Raw genomic sequence first — 22,023 nt, 5'->3', positions numbered from 1 at the left:
TAAAACAAAATGGCGCTGTTAATGTCTCATTTTCAATATTATTATTGAAGTACTAGTGCATAATCAATTTCATTTGCTCCTACCGGCATTGGTAATGGATTCGTTAAATCAAAACCTTGCCATTCTGTTTGCAATACGTTTTCGAACTGTACTTGCATATTAAAGCTAGAAGCGGTAAGGAGTATGCCTTCAATCATTTGCATTGCTTGCACTTGATCAAAAGCCATCAAATCTAATTGTTGTGTAAAATTGACTGTTGCAATATCTCCTTCTACACGTACTTCATAATCAATGTTTGGTAAAATTACCGATTGATACACATCATTTGTTTCATCTTTCATTGCATTAATTGCTTCCTCAACTGTTGCAAATGTAGCTCTGAAGTTTGGCGCCAAATATTGTGAACCATCCGGCTGAGTATATTCAAAATAATTATACTGTGTTTGTTCATTTTTCATTTCTAGCGGTGTGCTCGGTTCACCAACTTGACTAAATTCAAAAGGTGCTCCTTCTTCGTTGAAAAATGCAATTTCATCATAATAGTAACTAAATGTATCAACTAAGGATGCGTTATATAGTGAGTATGCTGCAGAAGCAATGTCATATGATTGACTATTTGGTAAAGTATGAACCACTTGGTTGTTTTGCTCAGTTATTTCTCCCACGTAAGGGTGATAATCGACAAATCCAATTGCTTCTTCATTAAATAACGGTGCATATTGATTATAAAGCTGAACTCCTGTAGGTTTAGTATTATCAAAGTCCTCTTCTATTTTTTCATTTGGAATTAAAACTGTTACCGGAATACTATCTGCTGCATCGCTTGATAAGCCCAGCTTAAAGACTGTCTTGCCTTCAATATCTTCAGGATATACTGCTGTTTTAAGATCTACTGCTTCAGTTGAAAAAACATTTAACGAACTTCTTTGGACATCAGATGATTCCGAAAATTCTTCAGCACTGTCCTCTAACTTCTCGGTTGATTCGATAGTTTTACTTTCTTCACCTGAATTACTAGATTCCATTTGTTGCCCTGTCATAGAAGGGATAACTATTGCTAATAAGCATAATGCAGCAACCGAAATTAATATAGGAACCCAATAAAACTTTTTCGTTTTTGTTTTTTTATTAAGAAGCAATTCATCAACACCTTCATCCTTTAACCGTTGAAGCACATCATCTTTGGAGCGATGATCATGAATCTTTGGTGCATTTGAAAGTAATTGTTCGATCTTGTCGTCGTCCCATTTCTCATGACTCATTATGATTTGCCTCCTTTTCAACTGAAGTTGTTAATAGATCACGAAGCTGCTTGATTGCCCGATGCTGAGTAGTTTTAACTTTACCTTCCGACCATTTTAAAATTTCTGCCGTCTCTGCAATAGATAATTCTTGAAAATATCGCATAATGATAACCATTTTTTGATCACCGGTACACTTATCAAGTGCATCGAGTAATTGTTTCATATCATCATTCATTTCAATTAAAGTTTCGGGTGATTTAAGCGGGGAAACAAGCTGTTCTGTTTCCCAATTAAATGCATCAAAAGAGTGTGATGTATGTACTGCATTTTTTCTAAAATAATCAATCGCCACGTTTTTTGCTATTGCAAAAAGCCAGGTTTTTTCAGAACTTCTTCCCTGAAAACGATCATAGGATTTCAATACTCTTACATACACCTCATGTGATAAATCTTCTGCTACCATACGATTTTTTACTAAATATATTAAAAACTGAAAGACATCCTGATGGTAGGCATCATACAAACGATGGAAAATGGATTCTTTCATCCATGCCACCCCCGTTCTTACTTATTTTGTCGTATTAAATTGAAAAAAGTTTCATCAAGATTCATTTTTACATAACAAAAGCGCGACAGAATTGTTTTTTAGGACTGCGCCTACATAACTGTCGCTAAAGCTTTCATCACAAATAATTACCATTAAGGATGGTGATGTTTGTCGTTACCACGTCTTAGAGTACTTAATAAAGAACTATAGGGGCTTTTCAGAAAATTTTTGTTTCTGGAGAGCCCCCTTATTAATTGTAATTTCTTATAAAGGTAAATAGAAAGTAAATGTTGTTCCTTCACCAGCAATGCTGTCAACTCGAATATTTCCTTTGTGAGCTTCTACAATGTTTTTAGCAATTGCTAAACCTAGCCCAGTCCCGCCTTTTGAACGTGTTCGGGCTTTATCGGCCTTATAAAAGCGTTCAAATACAAAAGGCAAATCTTCCTTAGGGATGCCTTCGCCGGTATCTGCTACTTGAATTTTAGCATACGAAAGTTCTTGTTCTAGAGAAACTGTTACACTGCCTTCTTTGGATGTATGGCGGATCGCATTGTCAATTAGATTTGTTAGTACTTGTTCAATACGGTCTTCATCTAAGCTGACTTCCACATCTTCTGATAATGTCGTCTTAAATTGCAGCTGAACTTGACTTTCCTTTGCCACTTGAGCAAATTTCTGAGTAATCCGTTCTAAAACATGCACCATTGGAACATTTTCTTTGTATAAAGTTGTATAACCTGATTCCATTCTTGCTAAATCAAGCAAATCCTTTACAAGTCTTCCCATGCGCTGTGATTCATCATATATAATGCGAATCATCTCATTACGATCCTCTTCAGAAGTGACGACGTCATCAAGCAATGCCTCTGAATATCCTTGCAGCATCGAAATAGGTGTACGAAGCTCGTGTGAAACATTCGCAATAAAATCAGAGCGTAGTTTATCTAATCGTAATTGTTCGGTCATATCTCGTATAACTGCAATTGCACCACGAATCGATTGTTCACTATTTTTTAACGGGCTTATCGTAATTCGATAATAAAAACCGTTCATCTCAATATCTTCTTCTAATTTATCTTCAAAATTCAAAACATGATCTAACATATGATATATTTCTGCCGGAATAGGACTAGCCCCTTCGGATTTATTTCCTAAAAACCATTTTTGCAGTAATTTCTCAGCAGGTGGGTTACTTAACAAAATCGTTCCATCCCGATTAAATGTAATAACACTATCTGTCATCGAGGTTAAAACACTTGCAAGCTGTTCTTTTTCTTGATTAATTACTTCTAAATGGTGCTTTAATTGTCTACCCATTTGATTAAACGCAACTGCCAATTGTCCAATTTCATCGTTTTGCGTAGTTGGCAGAGTTTCATCAAATTTCCCCTTTGCTAATTCAAAAGCATGTTCCCGCATTTTTCGCAGCGGCCAAGTAATTCGTGATGAAAGGAAAAATGCAAAGAATGTTGTTAGTACAAAGGCGATAAATGCTGATAAAAAGACAATTTTAGTCGTCTCTTGTGATGTTTCATGGAGAGCTATCGGGTTTTGGTAAATAAAAATTGACCCATGAACTTCATTATCACTTTTTAATGGGTAGCTCAATACAATATAATTTTCCATTTTTTCTTCTTCAGTTTGAGATGGTAAAATCATTTCCTTAATAATTGGTATATCTAGTTCATAAATTTTAGAAAAGGCTTTGTTTTTTATAATGTTATCTTGTATTTTTTCATTGTTAGTTCCAGTTTGAAAAGCAGACACTACTTCTCGGTCTTGCGATACTATAAATGCATTTGTATCATCTGGAAGCATTTCTTGTATAATTTCATCTGTCAACTGTTCAAGATCATAATTATCAACAATGCTGGCAATTGTTGAGGCGGTTTGTCGTAACGATTGCTCAGCCTGTTCCTTATGATAATTTTCAAGAAACTCTAACATTAAAATTGTACAGACAAATAATACAAATGAAACGAGAAGCAATATGGTTACCCATAGCTTCCCGACAATACTTCTCCATATTTTAATCATTGATAACCTCAAATTTATAACCAACGCCCCAAACAGTTACAATCATTTTTGCTGCATTTTCTGAAACACGATTAAGCTTTTCACGTAAACGTTTCACGTGTGTATCCACTGTTCTAAGGTCACCAAAGAAGTCATAATGCCATACTTCTTTTAATAATTGTTCACGGTCAAACACTTTATCAGGTGCTTTTGCTAAGAAATAGAGTAATTCATATTCTTTTGGTGTTAAATTTACTTCTGTTCCATCAGCTGTTACACGATGTGCATCATGATCAATTGTTAGATGCGGGAATACAACTAAATCCTTTGAAGTAGACGGACTTGAAACAGGTGAAAACGCAGAAGAACGTCGCAAAATTGCCTTTACACGCAACACTACTTCACGAGGACTGAATGGTTTAACTATATAATCATCTGCACCAAGCTCAAACCCTTGTACACGATTTGCTTCTTCACCTTTAGCAGTTAACAATATAATTGGAGTTGCCTTTTTTTCTCTTAGCTCTTCGCATACTTGAAGACCATCTTTTTCTGGCATCATAATATCTAATAAGATACAATGATAATCGTTTTCCAATGCTTTTGAGAGTGCAACCTCACCATTTTCAGCTTCATCTACTTCATAACCTTCACGTTCTAGATACATTTTTAATAAACGGCGAATACGATCTTCATCATCTACTACCAATACAGAAATATTTTCAGACATAGGTTTTACCCCTCTCATACTTTCTCTACTATCATTGTACAATTTCATGTGAAAAATTAAAAGGAGATATAGTTAAAACTTCCTTTAAAGGGTAGTATTTTACTTATTAGGTCTTTGAGGCTTTTTAAGCTGGTTTCTTCTACAGTTAGAAGTCTCTATTCTACTTATTAAAGAAAGTTCTTCCCAATTAACGAGAAGAACTTTCATAAAGTTTTCATATTATGCGTAAGAATGTAAGCCTGCGATTACTAAATTAACTACGATTAAGTTGAAAAGAATGATTGCAAAGCCTATTAATGCAAGCCAAGCTGATTTTCTGCCTTCCCATCCTTTTGATAATCGTAAATGTAAGAATGCTGCGTAAAATAACCATGTAATAAGCGCCCATACTTCTTTTGGATCCCAGCCCCAGAAACGCCCCCATGCTTCTTGCGCCCAAATCATCGCAAATACAAGGGCCCCTAAACTAAATACCGGGAATCCAATCAGCACTGAACGATAGCCAACTTCATCCAGCAAAGATAAATTTACTTTTTGAACAAGTGGATGCAACATTTCGATGATACGTTTACGTGTAATAAGTCGAATTAATAAATAAAGAACAGTTCCGACAATAAATGACCAAAATACAGTTGTTAATTTTTTAGCATTAATAACTGGTGGCATTTCAACTAATGGTTCCATTACATCGTCAGTCAGCAATGTATATTCATTCATACCAAAAACAGCAGGCATATTGTATGTGATTTTTTGTTCTAATCCCTCTTTGTTCACATAATTAAACACCGCTTCGTAGCCCATACTTCTAAACACTACAGTAATCAACACAAATCCTACTACTAGAACAAGGAAATAAAGCACTCCCTCTAGGCAGAAACGACCTTTTCCTTTGATTTTAGGATCTACATCTTTTAATAAATAAAGTAAACCTGCCACAGCACTAATAGCTAAAATTGATTGACCTAGTGCAGCAGTAATTACATGAATTGTCAACCAATGACTTTGTAAAGAAGGCACAAGCGGATTCACTTCATTTGGAAACATAGCTGCATATGCAATTATTAAAATTGCAATTGGCAATGCAACTAGTCCAAGTGCTGCAATTCTATACATAAAGTAAATTAAGATAAACGCTCCGATGATAAACATCCCGAATGCAGTTGTAAATTCAAACATATTACTTACAGGTGCATGTCCTGTATAAATCCAACGAGTTATAAAATAGCCTAATTGTGCAATTAATCCGATAATCGTTACAGTAATTGCTAAGCTGCCCCATTTTTCTGCACGCTTCGCTGCTCCATCTGGTTTTGAGCTTTTAATTGCCCCACCAAATAATAGAGTTGCAACTAAATATGCAACAAAAGCAGCATATAAAAGATAGCCGCTTATTTGAATTAAACTCATAAGGTGTTGTCACCTTCCTTTTCATTTTGCTCGCTTCCGGCCGCTTCATCCAGCTGGTCGATATATTTAGGCAAACTTACATGTTCAGTTAATGCATTTAAATCTTTCTTTATACTAAACCAATTTTTGTTTGTATGTGCTGCTAGTCGAATTGTACCGTCTTGTAATTGCTCTACCCAAATACGGCGGTGATTCCAATAAGAGCCAATCGCAACACCTAACATAAAGATAATGCCGCCAACAATTAAAATCGGGATTGTTTTATCCTTATGGACAGTTAAGCCAGACATATTTCTTGTTTCAACACTTTTAAATTGCATTTTATATTTATTTTCACCATTTGGTTCAATTGTTTGTCTGATAGCAACAAAACTCATTTCCCCATCCGGTGTTTCAGGTGTTGTCATTTTAAATATAAATGCAGGATTATTAGGAGTAGGTGTCGCTGTTTGTGGCACACCGTCCTTAAAACCTGAGAAACCAGGATAATAGCCTAACAAGGAAATTTTTGTCTTATCATCAATTACATATTCATCTTGAGGATTTGTTAAATCAATACTTACTTCACCTAAAGATTCACCAGTTTCTTTATTTGTTAAATTAAAGATCATTGTTTTTATTTCGTTTAAACGGAAATCCATTTGATAAAATGAATAGCCTTCATGCTGTAATGGATGATTTACCCTAATTGAATATTCTTTTACTAATTCTAAATTCTCAGCTTGGCCAGCAACTGCGTCATCTGATTGTTTATATAACTTAACGTCTGTCTGATAGTTTTTAGCGACAACGTTAACACCTTGCTGTACCTGTGATTCTGTTGGATCATTATCATGCAATTCTAGAATGAACTTTTCATTTTCAAGAAAATAGCCTTCCATTCCCGGAACCGCTCGAGTTTCACCTTCACGAATCCATATTGATTCATCAATATAGAAGCCAGGTAACATTCGCAGCATGACCCCCAGCAAGAAGATTATTAAACCTAGATGGTTTATGTATGGGCCGTAACGTGCGAAGCGTCCGCGCTCTGCTAAAATAGCGCTTCCTTCCCGACGTACGTTGTATTTTAACTTCTTCATTTTATCTTCAATTAAATCAAGTGTTTTAGAAGCGTCTCCATCAGTAATAGGACCCTCTGCGACAATGCGTTGACGTTTCATAAAACTTTCATGTCGTTTTACACGTTGATTTTTTAAAGATTTATGAAGCGGAATCCCTCTATCAATACTTGCTACAATAATAGAGATACCGAGCAATCCGACTAATATTTGGAACCACCATGAACTATAAATATCAGCAAACCCTAATGAATAGTAAAGTTTCCCTAAGGAACCATATGTTTCTTCATAGTAAGTTGCTTTATCTGCAATAGATGAAACGTTTACATAAAATTCCTGCGGGAAAATAGTTCCAATTGAAGCAGCTACTAGGTTAATAATAATTAAAGAAACACCGACTTTTACACTTGAAAAGAAATTCCAAATTTTATCGATAAGCGACTTATTGCGTGTTTTCGAACGAATTGCAATTCCATCATAGCGCATATCTACAACTTTGCTTTTTTGTTCTTGTTCTGTTAATGGTCGACCGCATTTTTCACACAGCTTCGTTCCTGCTGGATTTTCATGACCACAAGCACAAATAATTTTTTCCATCATGAATTACTCCTATTCCGGCTTAATTGATTCCATATATGAAGCGATCTGTGTTTCGTTCATTTCACCAGTAATAATTTTTTCAACTTTACCTTCAGGGTTGATTAATATTGTTGCAGGTAGTAAATCTACGTTATATGCTGTCATCACACTTTTTGTACTATCAATTGCTACTGGAAAGTGAACATCTAAGCTCTCGATAAATTTTTTAACTTCAAAGTCAGTTTGTGAGATATTGATTGCCAATACCTCTACACCTTGTTCCTTATAAATTGCATATTGATTAGACATTGCTGGCATCTCTTTTTTACATGGTTCACACCAAGTTCCCCAGAAATTTAAAAAGACCCCTTTACCTTCATAGTCAGACAGACGATGCTTAAGATTATTATCATATAAATCAACTAGTTCAAAATTTGGTGCTTCGTCTCCAACTTTTAATAATTCTGTTTTATCTTTAGTTGCTGTGTTGTAAATTGTATAGGCAATTGCAGCAACAAGTACGATGAGAATGACTCCACGCGTAATTGAGCGTTTCTTTTTCTTATCCATCTGTCGGTTCCCCCCCGAATAACTATACAACCTTTTTTATTATAGCAAACTTCATTTTTGCTTTTTCGCTAGAATTTGACTGAATTATGAACGTTTTCACTGCACATTTAGTGTTAATCAATTTTACCAGTTTGAGCCAATACGCGCAGTTTTTTCACCTCGTGCTTTGTCAATTCACGATACTCTCCTGTTTTTAATCCTGATAAATCTAGGAATGCAAAGCGTTCTCGTTTAAGCTTTACCACAGGTGTACCAATTGCTTCAAACATTCGACGAACTTGACGATTACGCCCTTCATGAATTGTAATCTCACAAATTGCTTTTCCTGCTTTTTCGTCGAATGAGGTCATACTTACCTTCGCAGGTGCAGTTTTCCCATCTTCGAGTTTAATTCCTCGTTGTAATTTTTTTAGCCCTTCAATTGTAGGTACACCTTTTACACGTGCGATATAAGTTTTATCGATTTTAAATTTAGGATGGGTAAGTTGATAAGCAAATTCTCCATCATTTGTTAACAATAAAAGCCCGGAAGTATCATAATCTAGTCGCCCTACTGGAAAAATACGTTGATGAACGTGTTTTTTAAAAATATCCGTAACAGTTTTTCGTCCTTTATCATCAGTTACCGCAGAAATTACGCCGCGTGGTTTGTACAATAAAAAGTAGACTTTGTCCTCTTTTTCAAGTTTTACTCCGTTTACTTCTACCGTATCTGAGTCTGAAACTTTAATTCCTAGCTCTTTTACGACTTTTCCATTGACTTTTACTTTGCCTTCTAATATTAATTGTTCTGCTTTACGCCTAGATGCAACTCCTGCATAGGCAATTACTTTTTGTAATCTTTCCATCATGATCACTCCGTTAAATTCTGATTTTCGTAAAAAATTGTAATAGTTATATCAGTTAGCATCTGCGATTTGTCCTACCGCTATGCCTTTAGTATTGTGCTGACGTTTGGGACACTTACTAAATAAAATATTTCACTTTCACCTTGCACACTTGACTAAATAGTTTTTCGTGGTTGGCACTTTTATTTTGCCAAAGTATAAACTTAATAAAAAAATACGCAAATTTCGACATCAATCTGTTGAAAATTATGTCATATTCGGTTGTATTATTAAAGAAAAATAACTTATTTTACAAGTTATTTAATTTTTTTGTAAAGGACAAAAAATAAGAACTGCCAATGTATGCAGTCCCTACTACTTTAAATATGGTATGCAATAAATTTCTTTAATCTATTTTTATGTCTACTCTTGTTGAATAAATACTTTCATTATTTAACATCACATGCCATATTCCAAACTCGTTTTGCTTTCTAGAGAGGTGCAATACATTTTGCAGTTCTTTTTCTTCATCTTTTGTAAGCAATAATGTAATTGGTTTACTTAGTACAACCTTTTTATTATTAGCGGCCTTATACTCACCTTTTTCTGCAATTGTCACAAGATCATATTCCGTAAAAACTTTATTTGCAAGGCCCCTATGTACTTCCCAATCATTCGCCTCATTTAAGGTAACGACAATTACTTTTTTTTGTCCCTGCTCGAAGTAGGTTGCAAGCGTGCGGCCAGCTACCTTCGTAAAACCGGTTTTACCAGCAACAGCGCCCACTTGTTCACGTAGAAGACGATGTTTATTTTGCCAAGTAACACCATTCTTTGTTGAGCTTTTATAATTAATCGTTGAAGAGATTTTCTTAAATGCATCATTTTGCAGGGCAATCCTTAACATTTGAGCTGTATCATAAGCTGAAGAAAGATGTAAATCATTATGCAGTCCCGATGGATTTGTGAAGTATGTGTCATTTAATCCATAAAGATATGCCTTTTCATTCATTAAGTCTGCGAAACCTTCTATTGAATTGCCTGTATGTTCTGCTAAAGCGTATGCGGCATCATTCCCAGAACGCAGCATTAATCCATATAACAATGTTTCTACTGTTACCTTTTCGCCGGGCTCCAAATAAATTGATGATCCTTCAGCTAATGCAGCTTTCCTCGAAATAACTATTTCCTCATCTAAGTCATTATTCTCAATTGCGATAAGAGCTGTCCATATTTTTGTCAAACTTGCAATCGGCATGCGATCATGCACATTATTTCCCATTAAAAGTCGACCAGTATCTGCATCAATCACAGCATAAGAAGCATTAGCCGCTTGTACAATCGATAAGGAAACGACAAAAGAACATACAACCGATAAAAAGATTTTTACAAATTTATTCAACAAGCCACTCCTTTTTACTGAATAAGAAAGTATAAATTTTTTGAATAATATCTATACGCCACTCCTTAAGAAGTTACACCCTTTTTTGAAAAATAGAGAGTTAAATTTTTTGCGTTTACGGTTGTACGACAATCAAATCTGAACTTCCGAATTACGCGAACTAAGCTTGTCTGCGGATGCTATTGGATATGTTTTTAATTGACGCGTTTCCAAAGGATACTTATTTTTCCTATTGTTCATCACTAAATGCTTCTTGGAATTTCGTCATAAATAAATCTGTTTCTTCATTTTCATCAATTTGATCTCCTTCAGGTAATGGAGGAAGTTCTTTAATATCTTTTAAACCAAAGTAATTTAAAAACTCTTTTGTTGTGCCATAAAGAATTGCACGACCAGTTCCTTCTGCTCTCCCTACTTCTTGTATAAGTGCACGTGAAACCAAAGTTTGAATAGGACGTTCACTCTTTACGCCACGTAAATCTTCAATTTCTGCTCTTGTAATTGGCTGCTTATACGCAATAATGGCCAATACTTCTAATGAGGCTGTCGATAATACATGGCTATTTGGATTTTCAACTAATTTTTTGATACAGTCAGCCATTTCCGGCTTTGTTGTAATCTGGTATGTACCTGCTAATGTTTTTAATGTGATGCCTCTTTCATCCGTTTCGTTGTAATTAGTTTCAAGTTCGCTTAAGGCAGCCTCAATTTCCATCATATCAACCTCTAGCAATTGTGATAGTTGTTTTGCAGTTAGTCCATCATCTCCAACTACAAATAACAGCGCCTCAATCTTACTCATTAAATTGTTCAAGGTCATCGAGGATGTCCCCCTTCTGTAATGTAACAGTTAAATCTTCGAAGTTTTTTTCTTGCTCTACATTAACAACCTGGCGTTTCATTAATTCCAACAATGATAAAAACGTCACAATAATTGTTGCTTTATCTTCATAAGGAAAAAGTTCGGAAAAATAGGATTTGCCGCCGTTTAGTTTTAATGAATCGACTACTGCAATCATTTGCTCTTTAACAGAAATTTCCTGTCGCGCAATTCTTGTAGATAATGTCTTTTTTAGCTGCTTGCGACGAAGCATTTTTTGGAATGCACTTAACATATCGTACACGTTGACGTTCATATCAAATAATACCAATTGTTCATCTGGCATAAAGCCTGATAAATCACTCGGTGGACGTGTAAATACTTGAGCACGCTCGGATTCTAAATTTTTTAGTTCAGTTGCAGCTTCCTTATATTTTTTATATTCGATAAGTTTTGTAACAAGCTCTTCACGTGGATCGGGAGCGTCTACTTCAAATTCAGCATCTTCTATTTCTCCTTCATGAATTGGAAGAAGCATTCGGCTTTTAATTGCCAATAACGTAGCTGCCATAACAAGGTATTCGCTCGCCTCATTTAACTCTAGCTCTTTCATTGCATGTATATGATCAATATATTGTGCTGTTAATTCAGCCATTGGAATATCATATATATCGATTTCCAAACGATGAATTAAATGCAATAATAAATCAAGAGGTCCAGTAAAGGCTTCTAATTTTACTTCATACATGTGTCAACCACCTGACATTGTTGTTCATCATTTAGACTAATAGCTTTCAAAATAGCTTTGGGTAAGTCTTTATGTACTTTTATTCTAAATTTAGTATAGAGGAAAGAGGATTGTAATGCATCCATTGTTTCATCCATTGTATGTAGATTACTGTACATACTTTAACGGCAATCAAGATTATTTTGAATGCCACGAAGTATTAGAAGAATATTGGAAATTAATATCTCCTGGCGACAAGGCTCATCCACTGGTAGGATATGTCCAATTAGCTACCGGCATGTATCATTGGCGAAGAAACAATACGGCTGGTGCTATGAAAATATTGAAAAAAGCAACGAATAATTTTTCAAACAATCATTCATCACCGTTTTTCGAATTTCTTGATTACGATGAACTATATAATCATTGTGAAACAAGCATAATCTCGATTGAAAAAGGTGAGAAGTTCAAACCTTTTAGTCTAACTTTTACAAATGAAGATTTTGCTGCTTTAGTTAATCAAAAAATTGGAGAGCTTCCAACAATTCCATATGACTATCTTCTTAATAAACATATGCTTCGCGATCGTACAGATATTCTTGAAGCACGCAATGAAAAAAGAAGAAGAGGCGGACGTTAGTTTGAATCGTCTGCCTCTTCTAATATAGGTAAACATTTTTTTATAAAAGGCTCCGTTTCTTCGTTCGCCTTTAATGCTTTAAATTGACCTGACTTTAAAAGTTCCTTCAGCATAGCGATTGCTACACCTTCTCCACGATAAGAAGGCACTACTGTAATATGTTGAATTGTTGCACTCGAGTCTTCTTCAAGCACACCTACAATTCCTATATATTCTTCATCTTTTTTCCATAAAAATAAATGCCAATTGTCTTCTTGTTCATATGCATTAATTGTTTCCATTAATCGCTTTACATCCTTCTCTTGCGGCATGAACGAAAGCAGACCCATTGCTATTTTTTCTAAAGACTTTTTATAGCGTATTAACATGAATAACATTCCCTCATTTTCTTTCGGTACAACATCCTTAAATATCCTACACGATTTAAGCGCTAGAAGCAAATTTACCGCCATTTTTTTACAATTACTAACTTTGGCTGCTCATTCTTCCTCTTTTGCAAAAAACTGTATAGGCCATATGTTACCGTGAATTCGGAAAACTTTTATTGACCCTTCTAATCTAAAGACGTGTTTGGGATAATGATGAATATATAAATACATGCCCAAATTAAACTTATGGATAATAATATACTAAGAAGCCACCATTTCGATATTTTCATTAATTACTCACCCTTTTTAAGAGACAGCGGGAGATCATTTTGAACAATATTTTCATAGCTTTCTCTGTTAATTGCCAACTGATGTTGACCTGATTCTACAAACACAACTGCTGGTCTAGGAATACGGTTATAATTTGAAGCCATTGAATAGCCGTATGCTCCAGTACAGAAAACAGCTAAAATATCACCTGATTCCGCTTGTTGTAAAGGTGCATCGATAATCAATTTATCACCAGACTCACAAAGCTTCCCTGCAACAGTATATGTAGTTGTTTTTTGTTCATTTACTTTGTTAGCTATAACAGCTTCATACTTTGCATCATAAAGAGCAGGGCGAATATTATCACTCATACCGCCATCTACTGCTATGTACTCACGTATATTTGGAACCGTTTTGTGCGAACCAATTGTATATAAAGTTGTTCCAGCATCTCCAACAAGAGAACGACCTGGTTCAATCCAAATTTCCGGCATGGACAAGTTTAATTCAACCGCATGTGACTGAACAGTTTTAATCATTTCTTCTACATAGTCTTGTGGTTCAAGTGGTTTATCTTCTTCAGTATAGCGAATACCAAATCCACCACCTAAATTTAAAACCGTACATTCAAATTTAAATTGATCTTTCCATTCGCTAATTTTTTTCATCAACTTTTTAGCGGCTAAGCTAAAACCGTCTGTTTCAAATATTTGGGAACCAATATGACAATGTAATCCTAATAACTGTAAATATTCATGATCTCTTACCTCGTTAAATGCTTGATCCGCCTGACCACTATTTAAGTCAAAACCAAATTTCGAATCAGCTTGACCCGTTGTAATAAAATCATGTGTATGTGCTTCCACTCCAGGAGTAACACGGAGTAAAATACGCATACTTTGTTTTTTTGTCTCTGAAATTTCTTTTAACAGTTGAATTTCATAAAAATTATCAACTACAATACATCCGATGTTTGAATCAAATGCTAATATCAGCTCAGCATATGATTTATTATTGCCATGAAAATGAATTCTTTCTGCTGGGAATCCAGATTGTATTGCAGTATATAATTCTCCACCTGAAACAACATCAAGAGAAAGATTTTCTTCATGTGCAAGTTGATAAATTGCAATACACGAAAAAGCTTTTGATGCATATGCGACTTCAGCTTTTACACCTAATTTATGAAATGTTTCAATAAAACCGCGAGCTCGTCGTCTAATTAATTCAAGATCATAAACGAAAAGTGGAGTCCCATATTCTTTTGCAAGCTCTGTTGCATCAACTCCACCAATCGTTAGATGACCATTTTCATTTATACTTTGAGTTCCATATAAGTGCATTGTATCTCCTCCGTATGCAACGAAAAAGAATTCTTTTTCGTATTTCTATTACCTTATGATGAACTTTATCATAGGAATTAGACCTGTGCAACGGCTGTTTTATGAGCGTTTTCTATCTCTTGCACCAACAATATATGGCCTAAGTGCATCATCCGCCATTGGAAACCGAATCATAACACGCAAAAATGCCTTTGGAAAAAACGGAACAAGTGGCCACATATAGGGTACTTGCATTGGTCGAAGCGCACATAAATAAGAGAAGATTATAAACACTGCTATAAAAAATCCGCTTACGCCGGCTATTACAGTAGATAGCAGTACAATTATTTGGAAGTATTTAACTACAACACCCAATTCATATGTTGGAATAGCGAATGTGAAAATTGCAGTTACGGCAGAATACAGTACAATCTCTGCTGAAAATAATCCGACATCAATTGCTATTTGCCCGATGATAATACCTGCAACTAAACCCATTGCAGTAGATAATGGAGTAGGCGTATGAATTGCTGCAATTCTTAAATATTCCAAGCCTAATTGAGCAATAATAATTTGCAAAATTAAAGGTATGGTTGACTCTTCTTTAGCACCAATAAATGACAATGCTTCCGGTAAATATTCATCATGGGTGGCTAATAGGTACCATATTGGAAGCAATGTCATTGCAAAGAATGCTGCTAAATATCGGAGCAACCGGACTGTAGATCCAATAAGTGGCGCCTGTCGATATTCTTCAGCATGTTGTAATAAATGAAAAAAGGAAATTGGCAAAACAATAACAGAAGGTGACGTATCTACAACAATTGCAATATGCCCTTCTAGTAAATGTGCTGCAATAATATCTGGTCGTTCAGAATATCTGACAAAAGGTAATGGATGGTATCGTTGTTTAAACAGCCATTCCTCAAGCGATTTATCTGCCATTGTCAGTCCGTCATGTTTAATTTCATCTAACCTTTTTTTAACCCACTTTAAATGTTTTTTATTTACTAATTCCTTCATATATACTATTGCAACATCTGTTTTTCCAAGTGATGTTATTTTATGAAGTTCAAAGCGCAGCTGTGGATCACGAATACGTCGGCGAATTAATCCCGCATTTATTAAAATGTTTTCCGCAAACCCATCCCGTGATCCTCGGATTACTTTTTCATTATCTGGCTCATCAGGCTGACGACCAGGATAATTTCTTAACTCCAATAAATAGCCATGCCCGTGTAAAGTAATAACTCCCACTGGTCCACTTAAAACACCTAATAAAAATTCATCGCGATCTTTTGGTTCAGATTTACCATAAAAATTAAAGCGATGATTAAAATATTCATCTTCGTGTTCAATATCAATTTCAAATTCATCATCTTCATCTTCAAAGAAAAGTGGTGTAAGTTGAATCGTGGCCGTGTTTCCATCTACAAGTCCACTCATATATACCAATAAAATAGGTAAGCTTTTTACATGTAATTCTTTTATACAAACATCAAACGATTCATCCTTACCAAGTTTACTGTATAAAAAATCTTTTGCTTCATCTATGGATGCAAAAATTTTATTACTCATTTATTCACCGTCTTTTTAGTAGTTCGTGTTGAATTTGTATCCATCCATTGCTTTAACTGTGCTAATATTTTCTTTTCCAACCGTGATACTTGTACCTGTGATATTCCCAATCTTTCTGCAATATCGGTTTGCGTCAAATCTAGGTAATATCTCAAATAAATAATTGCTTGTTCTCTCTTATCAAGCTTTGTGAGAACTTCCTTTAATGGAATGTACTGAAATGGCAATTCGGATTTTTCATCCTTCATTTGATCCATTAAGGTGATGGAGTCACCTTCAGACTCAAAAAGCTGTTCATGCAACGATGCCGGATCACGCATGGCATCAGTTGCAACAAGCACCTCATCCTTTGTTACACCCAAAATATCTGCAAGCTCTGAAATGGAAGGCGGCTTTTCGTTTGTTTTTAAAAATTCATCTGTTGCATGACGAATTTTATAGTTTAATTCCCTTATCGAACGACTGACCTTTACCATGCCGTCATCCCGTAAAAAACGTTGAATTTCTCCAATAATCATCGGTACGGCATAGGTTGAAAACTTAACGTCATACGATAAATCGAATTTATCTACAGATTTCATTAATCCTATACAACCAATTTGGAATAAATCCTCAAGCTCTACTCCCCTGGAAGCAAAGCGTTGAACAATCGACCAAACGAGCCGGGTATTGCCTTCAATCATTTGTTTCCTTGCTTCAACATCACCAGCTTGAGCTTTTTCAATAAGCTCTCGCATCTCCTCCTGTGTTAACAAAACATTGGACGGCTGTTCGATTGTCCTCATCCCCCTCGTTTCTACCAAATACGAATGTATTTGCGCCCAGTTAATAATTATCAATTAATACGCTTGGCATGTATTTAATTGCATAAAAACACTTGGTCTTACGAAATAGACTATTCTATGAAATTTGAGGCATCTTTACCGAGTAAAATTTTTTTGAAAAGGTTACAACTGTTCCAACATTCGGTTCAGATTCAACCTGCAAATTGTCTGCGAAACTTTCCATAATGGTAAAGCCCATTCCAGAACGTTCCATTTCTGCTTTTGATGTAAATAGTGGTTCCATCGCCTTTTTGACATCAAAAATTCCTTTTCCGTTGTCTTTAACAGCAACAGAAATAATGTCTCCTTCCCGTACAGCATGAACAGTAACTAACCCTTTTCCATCTTCGTCATACCCATGAATAATTGCGTTGGATACAGCTTCTGAAACGATTGTTTTAAACTCTGACAGCTCGTCAATCGTAGGATCAAGTTGAGCAACAAAACTTGTTATCGCCATTCTCGCCAAACTCTCATTTTCACTTAGTGCAACAAATGAAAGCGTCATTTCGTTATCCATTCACAATCCCCCTTGCATGTAAAATTGCATCTGCTTCTGTACCCTCCAACATAAATGAGGCTAAACCAGAAAATTGAAATATTTTTTTCATTGTATTAGATGGATTTAGTATAATGGTTTGTCCATTTACTGCCCTCAACTCTCTCATTCGTCCTAAAATCAAACCAACTCCTGAACTATCCATAAAGTTGAGTCTTTCCAGATTCCAAATAATTGTGTTTAAGTTGCCTTGTAAAATCGTTTTTGAAATGTGTGTACGAATTTTTTCTGTTTCATGATGATCTAGTTCACCATATAATCTGATTACTGCAATGTCGTTTAAGTACATATCAATTTCGTAATTCATTTTGTAGTTCGCCTCCTCTTAGTTCGCTAAATTCCACATTAATTTGTCAGAAACCTTTCAACTGACAATAGTAGAACTAATTCGCTGAAACTAGTGAAAATACGACAAAGGGAAATCAAAAAGATCTCATGGTTTTAAATGCAATTAGAGCTTGTTTGAAAAAGGAATGAACATGAGTTAGCCTAAGCTGGGATACTATTCTAAAAGCTGGCCTCCATTTTACAAACCTTCTAGTAAGAGGAGCACTTAAAAAATTATCTCCCCTCCTTCATGACTTTATTTAAACAAATATAGTATGGAAAAATTGACCGTATTTTAAACATAAAAAAAGGTTGCAACACCAACTTTTGGTCACAACCTCTTCTCTATTTACACTTTTCTAAATATAACCAAAGTTATTAAAACATATACAAAAAAGGTACATTTAGATGTACCTTTTACGAACTTTAACTTATATGGCTGTTTGCAAACTCCTGACATTCTTTAAATGCGTAGTGTTTACAACCGATACATGCATTTTGATTGACACAACTAATAGCACGGTTAATCGCTTCACCAGTATGGGGGTAAAAGTTTTGTTCCCCTATTTCATCTGTAAGTCCATATTGTTTCAATGCGATTTTCAAAGTTGGTTTGGCACCTGTAACTAAAAGTGTACAGCCTTTACCTTTTATATCTTGAATTACATTCCGTAGATATTCCTCCCCGGTGGTATCTATAAATGGAACTTTTCCTAATCGTAAAATCAGGACGGCAGGTTTTGTGTGAATTGACGATAATATACATTGTTCAAACGTTTGAGCTACTCCAAAGAATAAAGGTCCTTCTACAGTATAAATATTGACTTGTGGACAATCGTGAGTTGGCTTTACAACGTGAGGCAGAACTTTTCCACGATTGCTATCATGATCCGGTAAAACCTTTGATACGCTTAACATTTCGCTCATTCGTTTTGCGAATAAAATAACTGCTAATATCAAACCTACTTCTACAGCAGTTGTTAAACTTGTAAAAACAGTAAGTAAAAATGTAATAACTAAAACAATAGAATCCCCTGATTTTAATTTTAATATATGTACGAAATGTTTTCTTTCACTCATATTCCAAGCTACCATCATTAAAACGGGTGCTAATGCGGCTAAAGGAATGTGTATTGCAAGAGGTGCAAACAGAATTAATGTAAGCAACACAAACAAGCCATGAACAACACCTGATAAAGGTGACACTGCACCAGATTTTATATTAGTTGCAGTTCTTGCAATCGCTCCTGTTGCAGGTATCCCTCCAAAGAATGGCGTAATAATATTAGCGATTCCTTGACCAATTAATTCCCTATTACTATTATGTTTGCTATTTGTCATTCCATCTGCTACTACAGCTGAAAGTAAGGATTCAATTCCTCCCAACATGGCGATGACAAATGCAGGTCCTATTAACATAGTTATTTTCTCTAATGTAATGTCAGGTACTCCAAATTCCGGTAATTTATTTGGAATTGCTCCATAAGTAGAACCAATCGTTGCAACATCTCCAGCGAAAAAAACAGCTGCTGCTACAGCTGAAACAATAATTCCTACAAGGGCGCCGGGAACCTTCGGGAGCTTTTTCGGAGTTAGGATCATTACAGTAAAGCAGGTAAGCGCCGTTAAAATACTAAATACATTTACAGTATTTAAATGTCCGCCAATTTCTTTCATATTATCGATAAATTTTTCGTGTTGCTCAATTCCTTGTAAACCTAGAAAATTAGCAATTTGTCCGGTGAAAATAATTACCGCAATGCCTGCGGTAAAACCAATTGTTACAGGCCTTGGAATATATTTAATTAATACACCTAGTTTAAATATACCCATTAATAAGAGCATGATCCCTGCCATCAACCCAGCAAGCAATAAATTTTCATATCCATATGAAATAACTATACCTAATAAAATTGGAACGAAAGCACCTGTTGGACCACCAATTTGGTACTTAGAACCACCTAATAAAGAAATTAAAATCCCGGCAATTATTGCGGTGTATATTCCATACTCAGGTTTAACACCCGATGCAATTGCAAACGACATTGCTAATGGAACAGCTACAATCCCAACAATAATCCCTGATAATAGATCTTTCTTAAAAGAATTTAACGAATATCCTTCAAATCTCCCAGTCCAAAACTTAAACATACTATCCCTTCTTTTAGTAGATTTATAAAATTGTAGAAATTATCACAATTTTATCACATTTATAGAAAATAGAAAGATGAAATTATTAATATATGGAATATATAATTAATTATTTTACGATTAAATTAAAATTATTTATTAAAGTTATAGATTACTTCTGATTCAAAATCGAGTAGAGGAAAAATAAGTTGACTTATTTTCGCCCCTCTCACAACACCGTACGTACGGGTCTCGTATACGGCGTTTCAATTTATATCACAGTGTGAACTTCTAAGTAACGTTCTAAAGCAGAGGGTATTCCCCTCTGCTTTAGTCTTTTATTAGAGATTGCTCTATGAACAACTTTCGATAATCCGATAAATCGATAACCTTTCCTACAGAATGTTAAGCCTTTGGCTTCTTCTTCGGGTATACCTAATTGGATTAGCGACCTTATCTGTCTTCTTGGTACCTTCCATTGTTTCCAAATGATTACCCTTATTCTTGAGCGTAGTTTCTTATCAATTTTACGCATAGCCGTTTTCATGTTTGCAGTTCTAAAATAATTTACCCAACCAAATATTACTTGTTTTAGTTTCAGTATTCGGTAGTCTAACGGAATGCTCCAGTTTCGTTTTGTTAGTTGTCGAAGTTTCCTTTTAAATTTCTGTACTGAAATTGGATGTGGTCGGACTTGATATTTCTTATCTTTTGAATCGTAGTAATATCCAAACCCCAAAAATTTCAAGTCTTTTGGACGAGCGATTTTACTCTTTTCTGTATTGACAATCAACCCTAATTTCTTTTCTATAAATTTCACGACTGATTCCATTACTCTGTTTGCAGCTTTCTCACTCTTCACAAAGATAAGAACGTCATCCGCATATCTCACGAATTGGAGTCCTCTATTTTCTAGTTCCTTGTCCAGTTCATTCAACATTATGTTACTTAGCAGTGGGCTAAGGTTTCCTCCTTGTGGGGTTCCAATCGGTGTTTCTTCATATTTCCCCTTTACCATGACCCCACTGACCAAGTATTTTCTTATTAAAGAAATGACATCTCCATCATCGATTGTTTTGGATATAATTCGCATGAGTTTATCATGGTTGACTGTGTCGAAAAATCTTTCAAGGTCAATGTCCACTATCCAATCATATCCATCGTTCAGAAATTCGAGGCTTTTTATGATTGCCATCTCACAACTTCTATTTGGTCTAAAACCGTAACTGTATTCACTGAACTCTTTTTCAAATATCGGACTGAGTACTTGATGAATTGCCTGTTGAACTACCCTATCCACTACTGTTGGTATTCCCAGTTTGCGCATCTTTCCATTTTCTTTTGGGATTTCCACTCGTAAGGCAGCTTGTGGTTGGTATTTTTTGGTTCTGATGCGCTGACGTAGCTCATCCTTGTTCTCTTTCAGATACTTTTTAAGTTCATCAACCGTTATTCCGTCGACTCCACCTGCACCTTTATTTTTATAGACACGTAAGTAGGCTTCATTCATATTTTGATTGCTTAGAATCTTTTCTAATAGTTGCACACTCGTTTCTCCTTTCCTCTTACGTAGTAAGTAATATCTCCATTTTGGTTATCATTTGAGATACGCTCATACTTTCACCATTAACACATTCGGAGTCCGTTACTTACGCATTTGTGGCGTTGAAACACTATAAATTGTTCAGCCCTTCATGACCAAAGGTCATTACTATGGCTTCTGCTGACTTCTTGCGACTAACCGTTTTCGACTGTAACTATGTACATCCGCAAGACCTCCCAGGGTAAGACAACTATCTTTCCTCTTTTACTCGCCTGATTTACTCTGCAAAGTTACGCACATCTTTTGGACTTTAACTTGTTATGGAGTCTTATCCCTTTGTAGAGCCTTGGTATCAGATTTCTGTTCGTCGAGCCAAGATTTTATTCCACGCTTCCTCCAGCCCTTATCTCGCGATAAGTACCTTGCGCTTCCTTAGTGGTTGGTCGATGTGTACCTCCACAGTGGACTTTCACCACCTAGATAGTTGCCATGCCTGGCACACATAAAAAAAAAAAAGCATGTTTTTAAC

The 22,023-nt window shown here is 35.4% G+C and carries 20 protein-coding genes; 1 reads left to right on the top strand and 19 read right to left on the bottom strand.

Features of this window, described 5'->3' with window-relative positions:
• Positions 1-41: 41 nt before the first annotated feature.
• The 11 genes from MKY04_RS07840 to MKY04_RS07790 form a co-directional block, all read right to left on the bottom strand.
• Positions 42-1,262, bottom strand: coding sequence for a GerMN domain-containing protein (locus MKY04_RS07840; RefSeq protein WP_126295438.1), 1,221 nt, complete (start codon positions 1,260-1,262; stop codon positions 42-44).
• The gene (locus MKY04_RS07835) at positions 1,252-1,800 is read right to left on the bottom strand and encodes an RNA polymerase sigma factor SigX (protein ID WP_342774123.1); all 549 of its coding nucleotides are present in this window, start codon (positions 1,798-1,800) and stop codon (positions 1,252-1,254) included. The genes MKY04_RS07840 and MKY04_RS07835 overlap by 11 nt, the downstream gene beginning before the upstream one ends.
• 255 nt (positions 1,801-2,055) lie before the next feature.
• Entirely contained in the window at positions 2,056-3,831 is a 1,776-nt protein-coding gene (locus tag MKY04_RS07830; RefSeq protein WP_126295440.1) for an ATP-binding protein, read from the bottom strand.
• A complete protein-coding gene (locus tag MKY04_RS07825; RefSeq protein ID WP_126295441.1) occupies positions 3,824-4,540 on the bottom strand; it encodes a response regulator transcription factor in 717 nt (238 codons plus the stop codon). The genes MKY04_RS07830 and MKY04_RS07825 overlap by 8 nt, the downstream gene beginning before the upstream one ends.
• 219 nt (positions 4,541-4,759) lie before the next feature.
• Positions 4,760-5,947, bottom strand: coding sequence for a c-type cytochrome biogenesis protein CcsB (gene ccsB / locus MKY04_RS07820; RefSeq protein WP_126295442.1), 1,188 nt, complete (start codon positions 5,945-5,947; stop codon positions 4,760-4,762).
• Positions 5,944-7,605, bottom strand: a complete 1,662-nt coding sequence (locus MKY04_RS07815; protein ID WP_126295443.1) for a cytochrome c biogenesis protein ResB — start codon at positions 7,603-7,605, stop codon at positions 5,944-5,946. The genes ccsB and MKY04_RS07815 overlap by 4 nt, the downstream gene beginning before the upstream one ends.
• A 12-nt stretch (positions 7,606-7,617) precedes the next feature.
• Complete coding sequence (resA, locus tag MKY04_RS07810) at positions 7,618-8,157, bottom strand: thiol-disulfide oxidoreductase ResA (protein ID WP_126295444.1); 540 nt, start codon at positions 8,155-8,157, stop codon at positions 7,618-7,620.
• A gap of 113 nt (positions 8,158-8,270) precedes the next feature.
• Complete coding sequence (locus MKY04_RS07805) at positions 8,271-9,005, bottom strand: pseudouridine synthase (protein WP_126295445.1); 735 nt, start codon at positions 9,003-9,005, stop codon at positions 8,271-8,273.
• 385 nt (positions 9,006-9,390) lie between these two features.
• On the bottom strand, positions 9,391-10,389 hold the full coding sequence (locus MKY04_RS07800) for a D-alanyl-D-alanine carboxypeptidase family protein (RefSeq protein WP_425462053.1): 999 nt from the start codon (positions 10,387-10,389) through the stop codon (positions 9,391-9,393).
• A 226-nt stretch (positions 10,390-10,615) separates the two neighbouring features.
• Positions 10,616-11,206, bottom strand: a complete 591-nt coding sequence (gene scpB / locus MKY04_RS07795) for an SMC-Scp complex subunit ScpB (protein ID WP_126295447.1) — start codon at positions 11,204-11,206, stop codon at positions 10,616-10,618.
• Complete coding sequence (locus MKY04_RS07790; protein WP_126295448.1) at positions 11,181-11,954, bottom strand: segregation/condensation protein A; 774 nt, start codon at positions 11,952-11,954, stop codon at positions 11,181-11,183. The genes scpB and MKY04_RS07790 overlap by 26 nt, the downstream gene beginning before the upstream one ends.
• A gap of 115 nt (positions 11,955-12,069) precedes the next feature.
• Here MKY04_RS07790 and MKY04_RS07785 point away from each other — a divergent pair, with 115 nt between their 5' ends.
• Entirely contained in the window at positions 12,070-12,573 is a 504-nt protein-coding gene (locus MKY04_RS07785) for a DUF309 domain-containing protein (RefSeq protein ID WP_126295449.1), read from the top strand.
• Here MKY04_RS07785 and MKY04_RS07780 read toward each other — a convergent pair.
• The 8 genes from MKY04_RS07780 to ltrA all read right to left on the bottom strand — a co-directional run bounded on the left by MKY04_RS07780 (position 12,570) and on the right by ltrA (position 21,497).
• A complete protein-coding gene (locus tag MKY04_RS07780; RefSeq protein WP_126295456.1) occupies positions 12,570-12,941 on the bottom strand; it encodes a GNAT family N-acetyltransferase in 372 nt (123 codons plus the stop codon). The genes MKY04_RS07785 and MKY04_RS07780 overlap by 4 nt on opposite strands.
• A 293-nt stretch (positions 12,942-13,234) precedes the next feature.
• On the bottom strand, positions 13,235-14,554 hold the full coding sequence (gene lysA, locus MKY04_RS07775; RefSeq protein ID WP_346235597.1) for a diaminopimelate decarboxylase: 1,320 nt from the start codon (positions 14,552-14,554) through the stop codon (positions 13,235-13,237).
• 99 nt (positions 14,555-14,653) lie between these two features.
• Positions 14,654-16,111: a spore germination protein gene (locus MKY04_RS07770; RefSeq protein ID WP_126295451.1), complete on the bottom strand. Its 1,458-nt coding sequence runs from the start codon at positions 16,109-16,111 to the stop codon at positions 14,654-14,656.
• On the bottom strand, positions 16,108-16,896 hold the full coding sequence (locus MKY04_RS07765; protein WP_126295452.1) for a SigF/SigG family RNA polymerase sporulation sigma factor: 789 nt from the start codon (positions 16,894-16,896) through the stop codon (positions 16,108-16,110). The genes MKY04_RS07770 and MKY04_RS07765 overlap by 4 nt, the downstream gene beginning before the upstream one ends.
• Positions 16,897-17,011: 115 nt before the next feature.
• Positions 17,012-17,455: an anti-sigma F factor gene (gene spoIIAB, locus MKY04_RS07760; protein ID WP_126295453.1), complete on the bottom strand. Its 444-nt coding sequence runs from the start codon at positions 17,453-17,455 to the stop codon at positions 17,012-17,014.
• Positions 17,448-17,801, bottom strand: a complete 354-nt coding sequence (locus MKY04_RS07755; protein WP_126295454.1) for an STAS domain-containing protein — start codon at positions 17,799-17,801, stop codon at positions 17,448-17,450. Before MKY04_RS07755 ends, spoIIAB begins: the two co-directional genes overlap by 8 nt.
• 446 nt (positions 17,802-18,247) lie before the next feature.
• On the bottom strand, positions 18,248-19,972 hold the full coding sequence (locus tag MKY04_RS07750) for a SulP family inorganic anion transporter (RefSeq protein WP_126295455.1): 1,725 nt from the start codon (positions 19,970-19,972) through the stop codon (positions 18,248-18,250).
• Positions 19,973-20,222: 250 nt separating this feature from the next.
• Entirely contained in the window at positions 20,223-21,497 is a 1,275-nt protein-coding gene (gene ltrA / locus MKY04_RS07745) for a group II intron reverse transcriptase/maturase (protein ID WP_346235040.1), read from the bottom strand.
• Positions 21,498-22,023 lie beyond the last annotated feature (526 nt).

Source organism: Lysinibacillus telephonicus, from assembly GCF_039654155.1.
Lineage (GTDB): Bacteria > Bacillota > Bacilli > Bacillales_A > Planococcaceae > Ureibacillus > Ureibacillus telephonicus.
The sequence above is the reverse complement of the archived record's forward strand: the minus strand, read 5'-3'. Positions and strand labels throughout refer to the sequence as shown.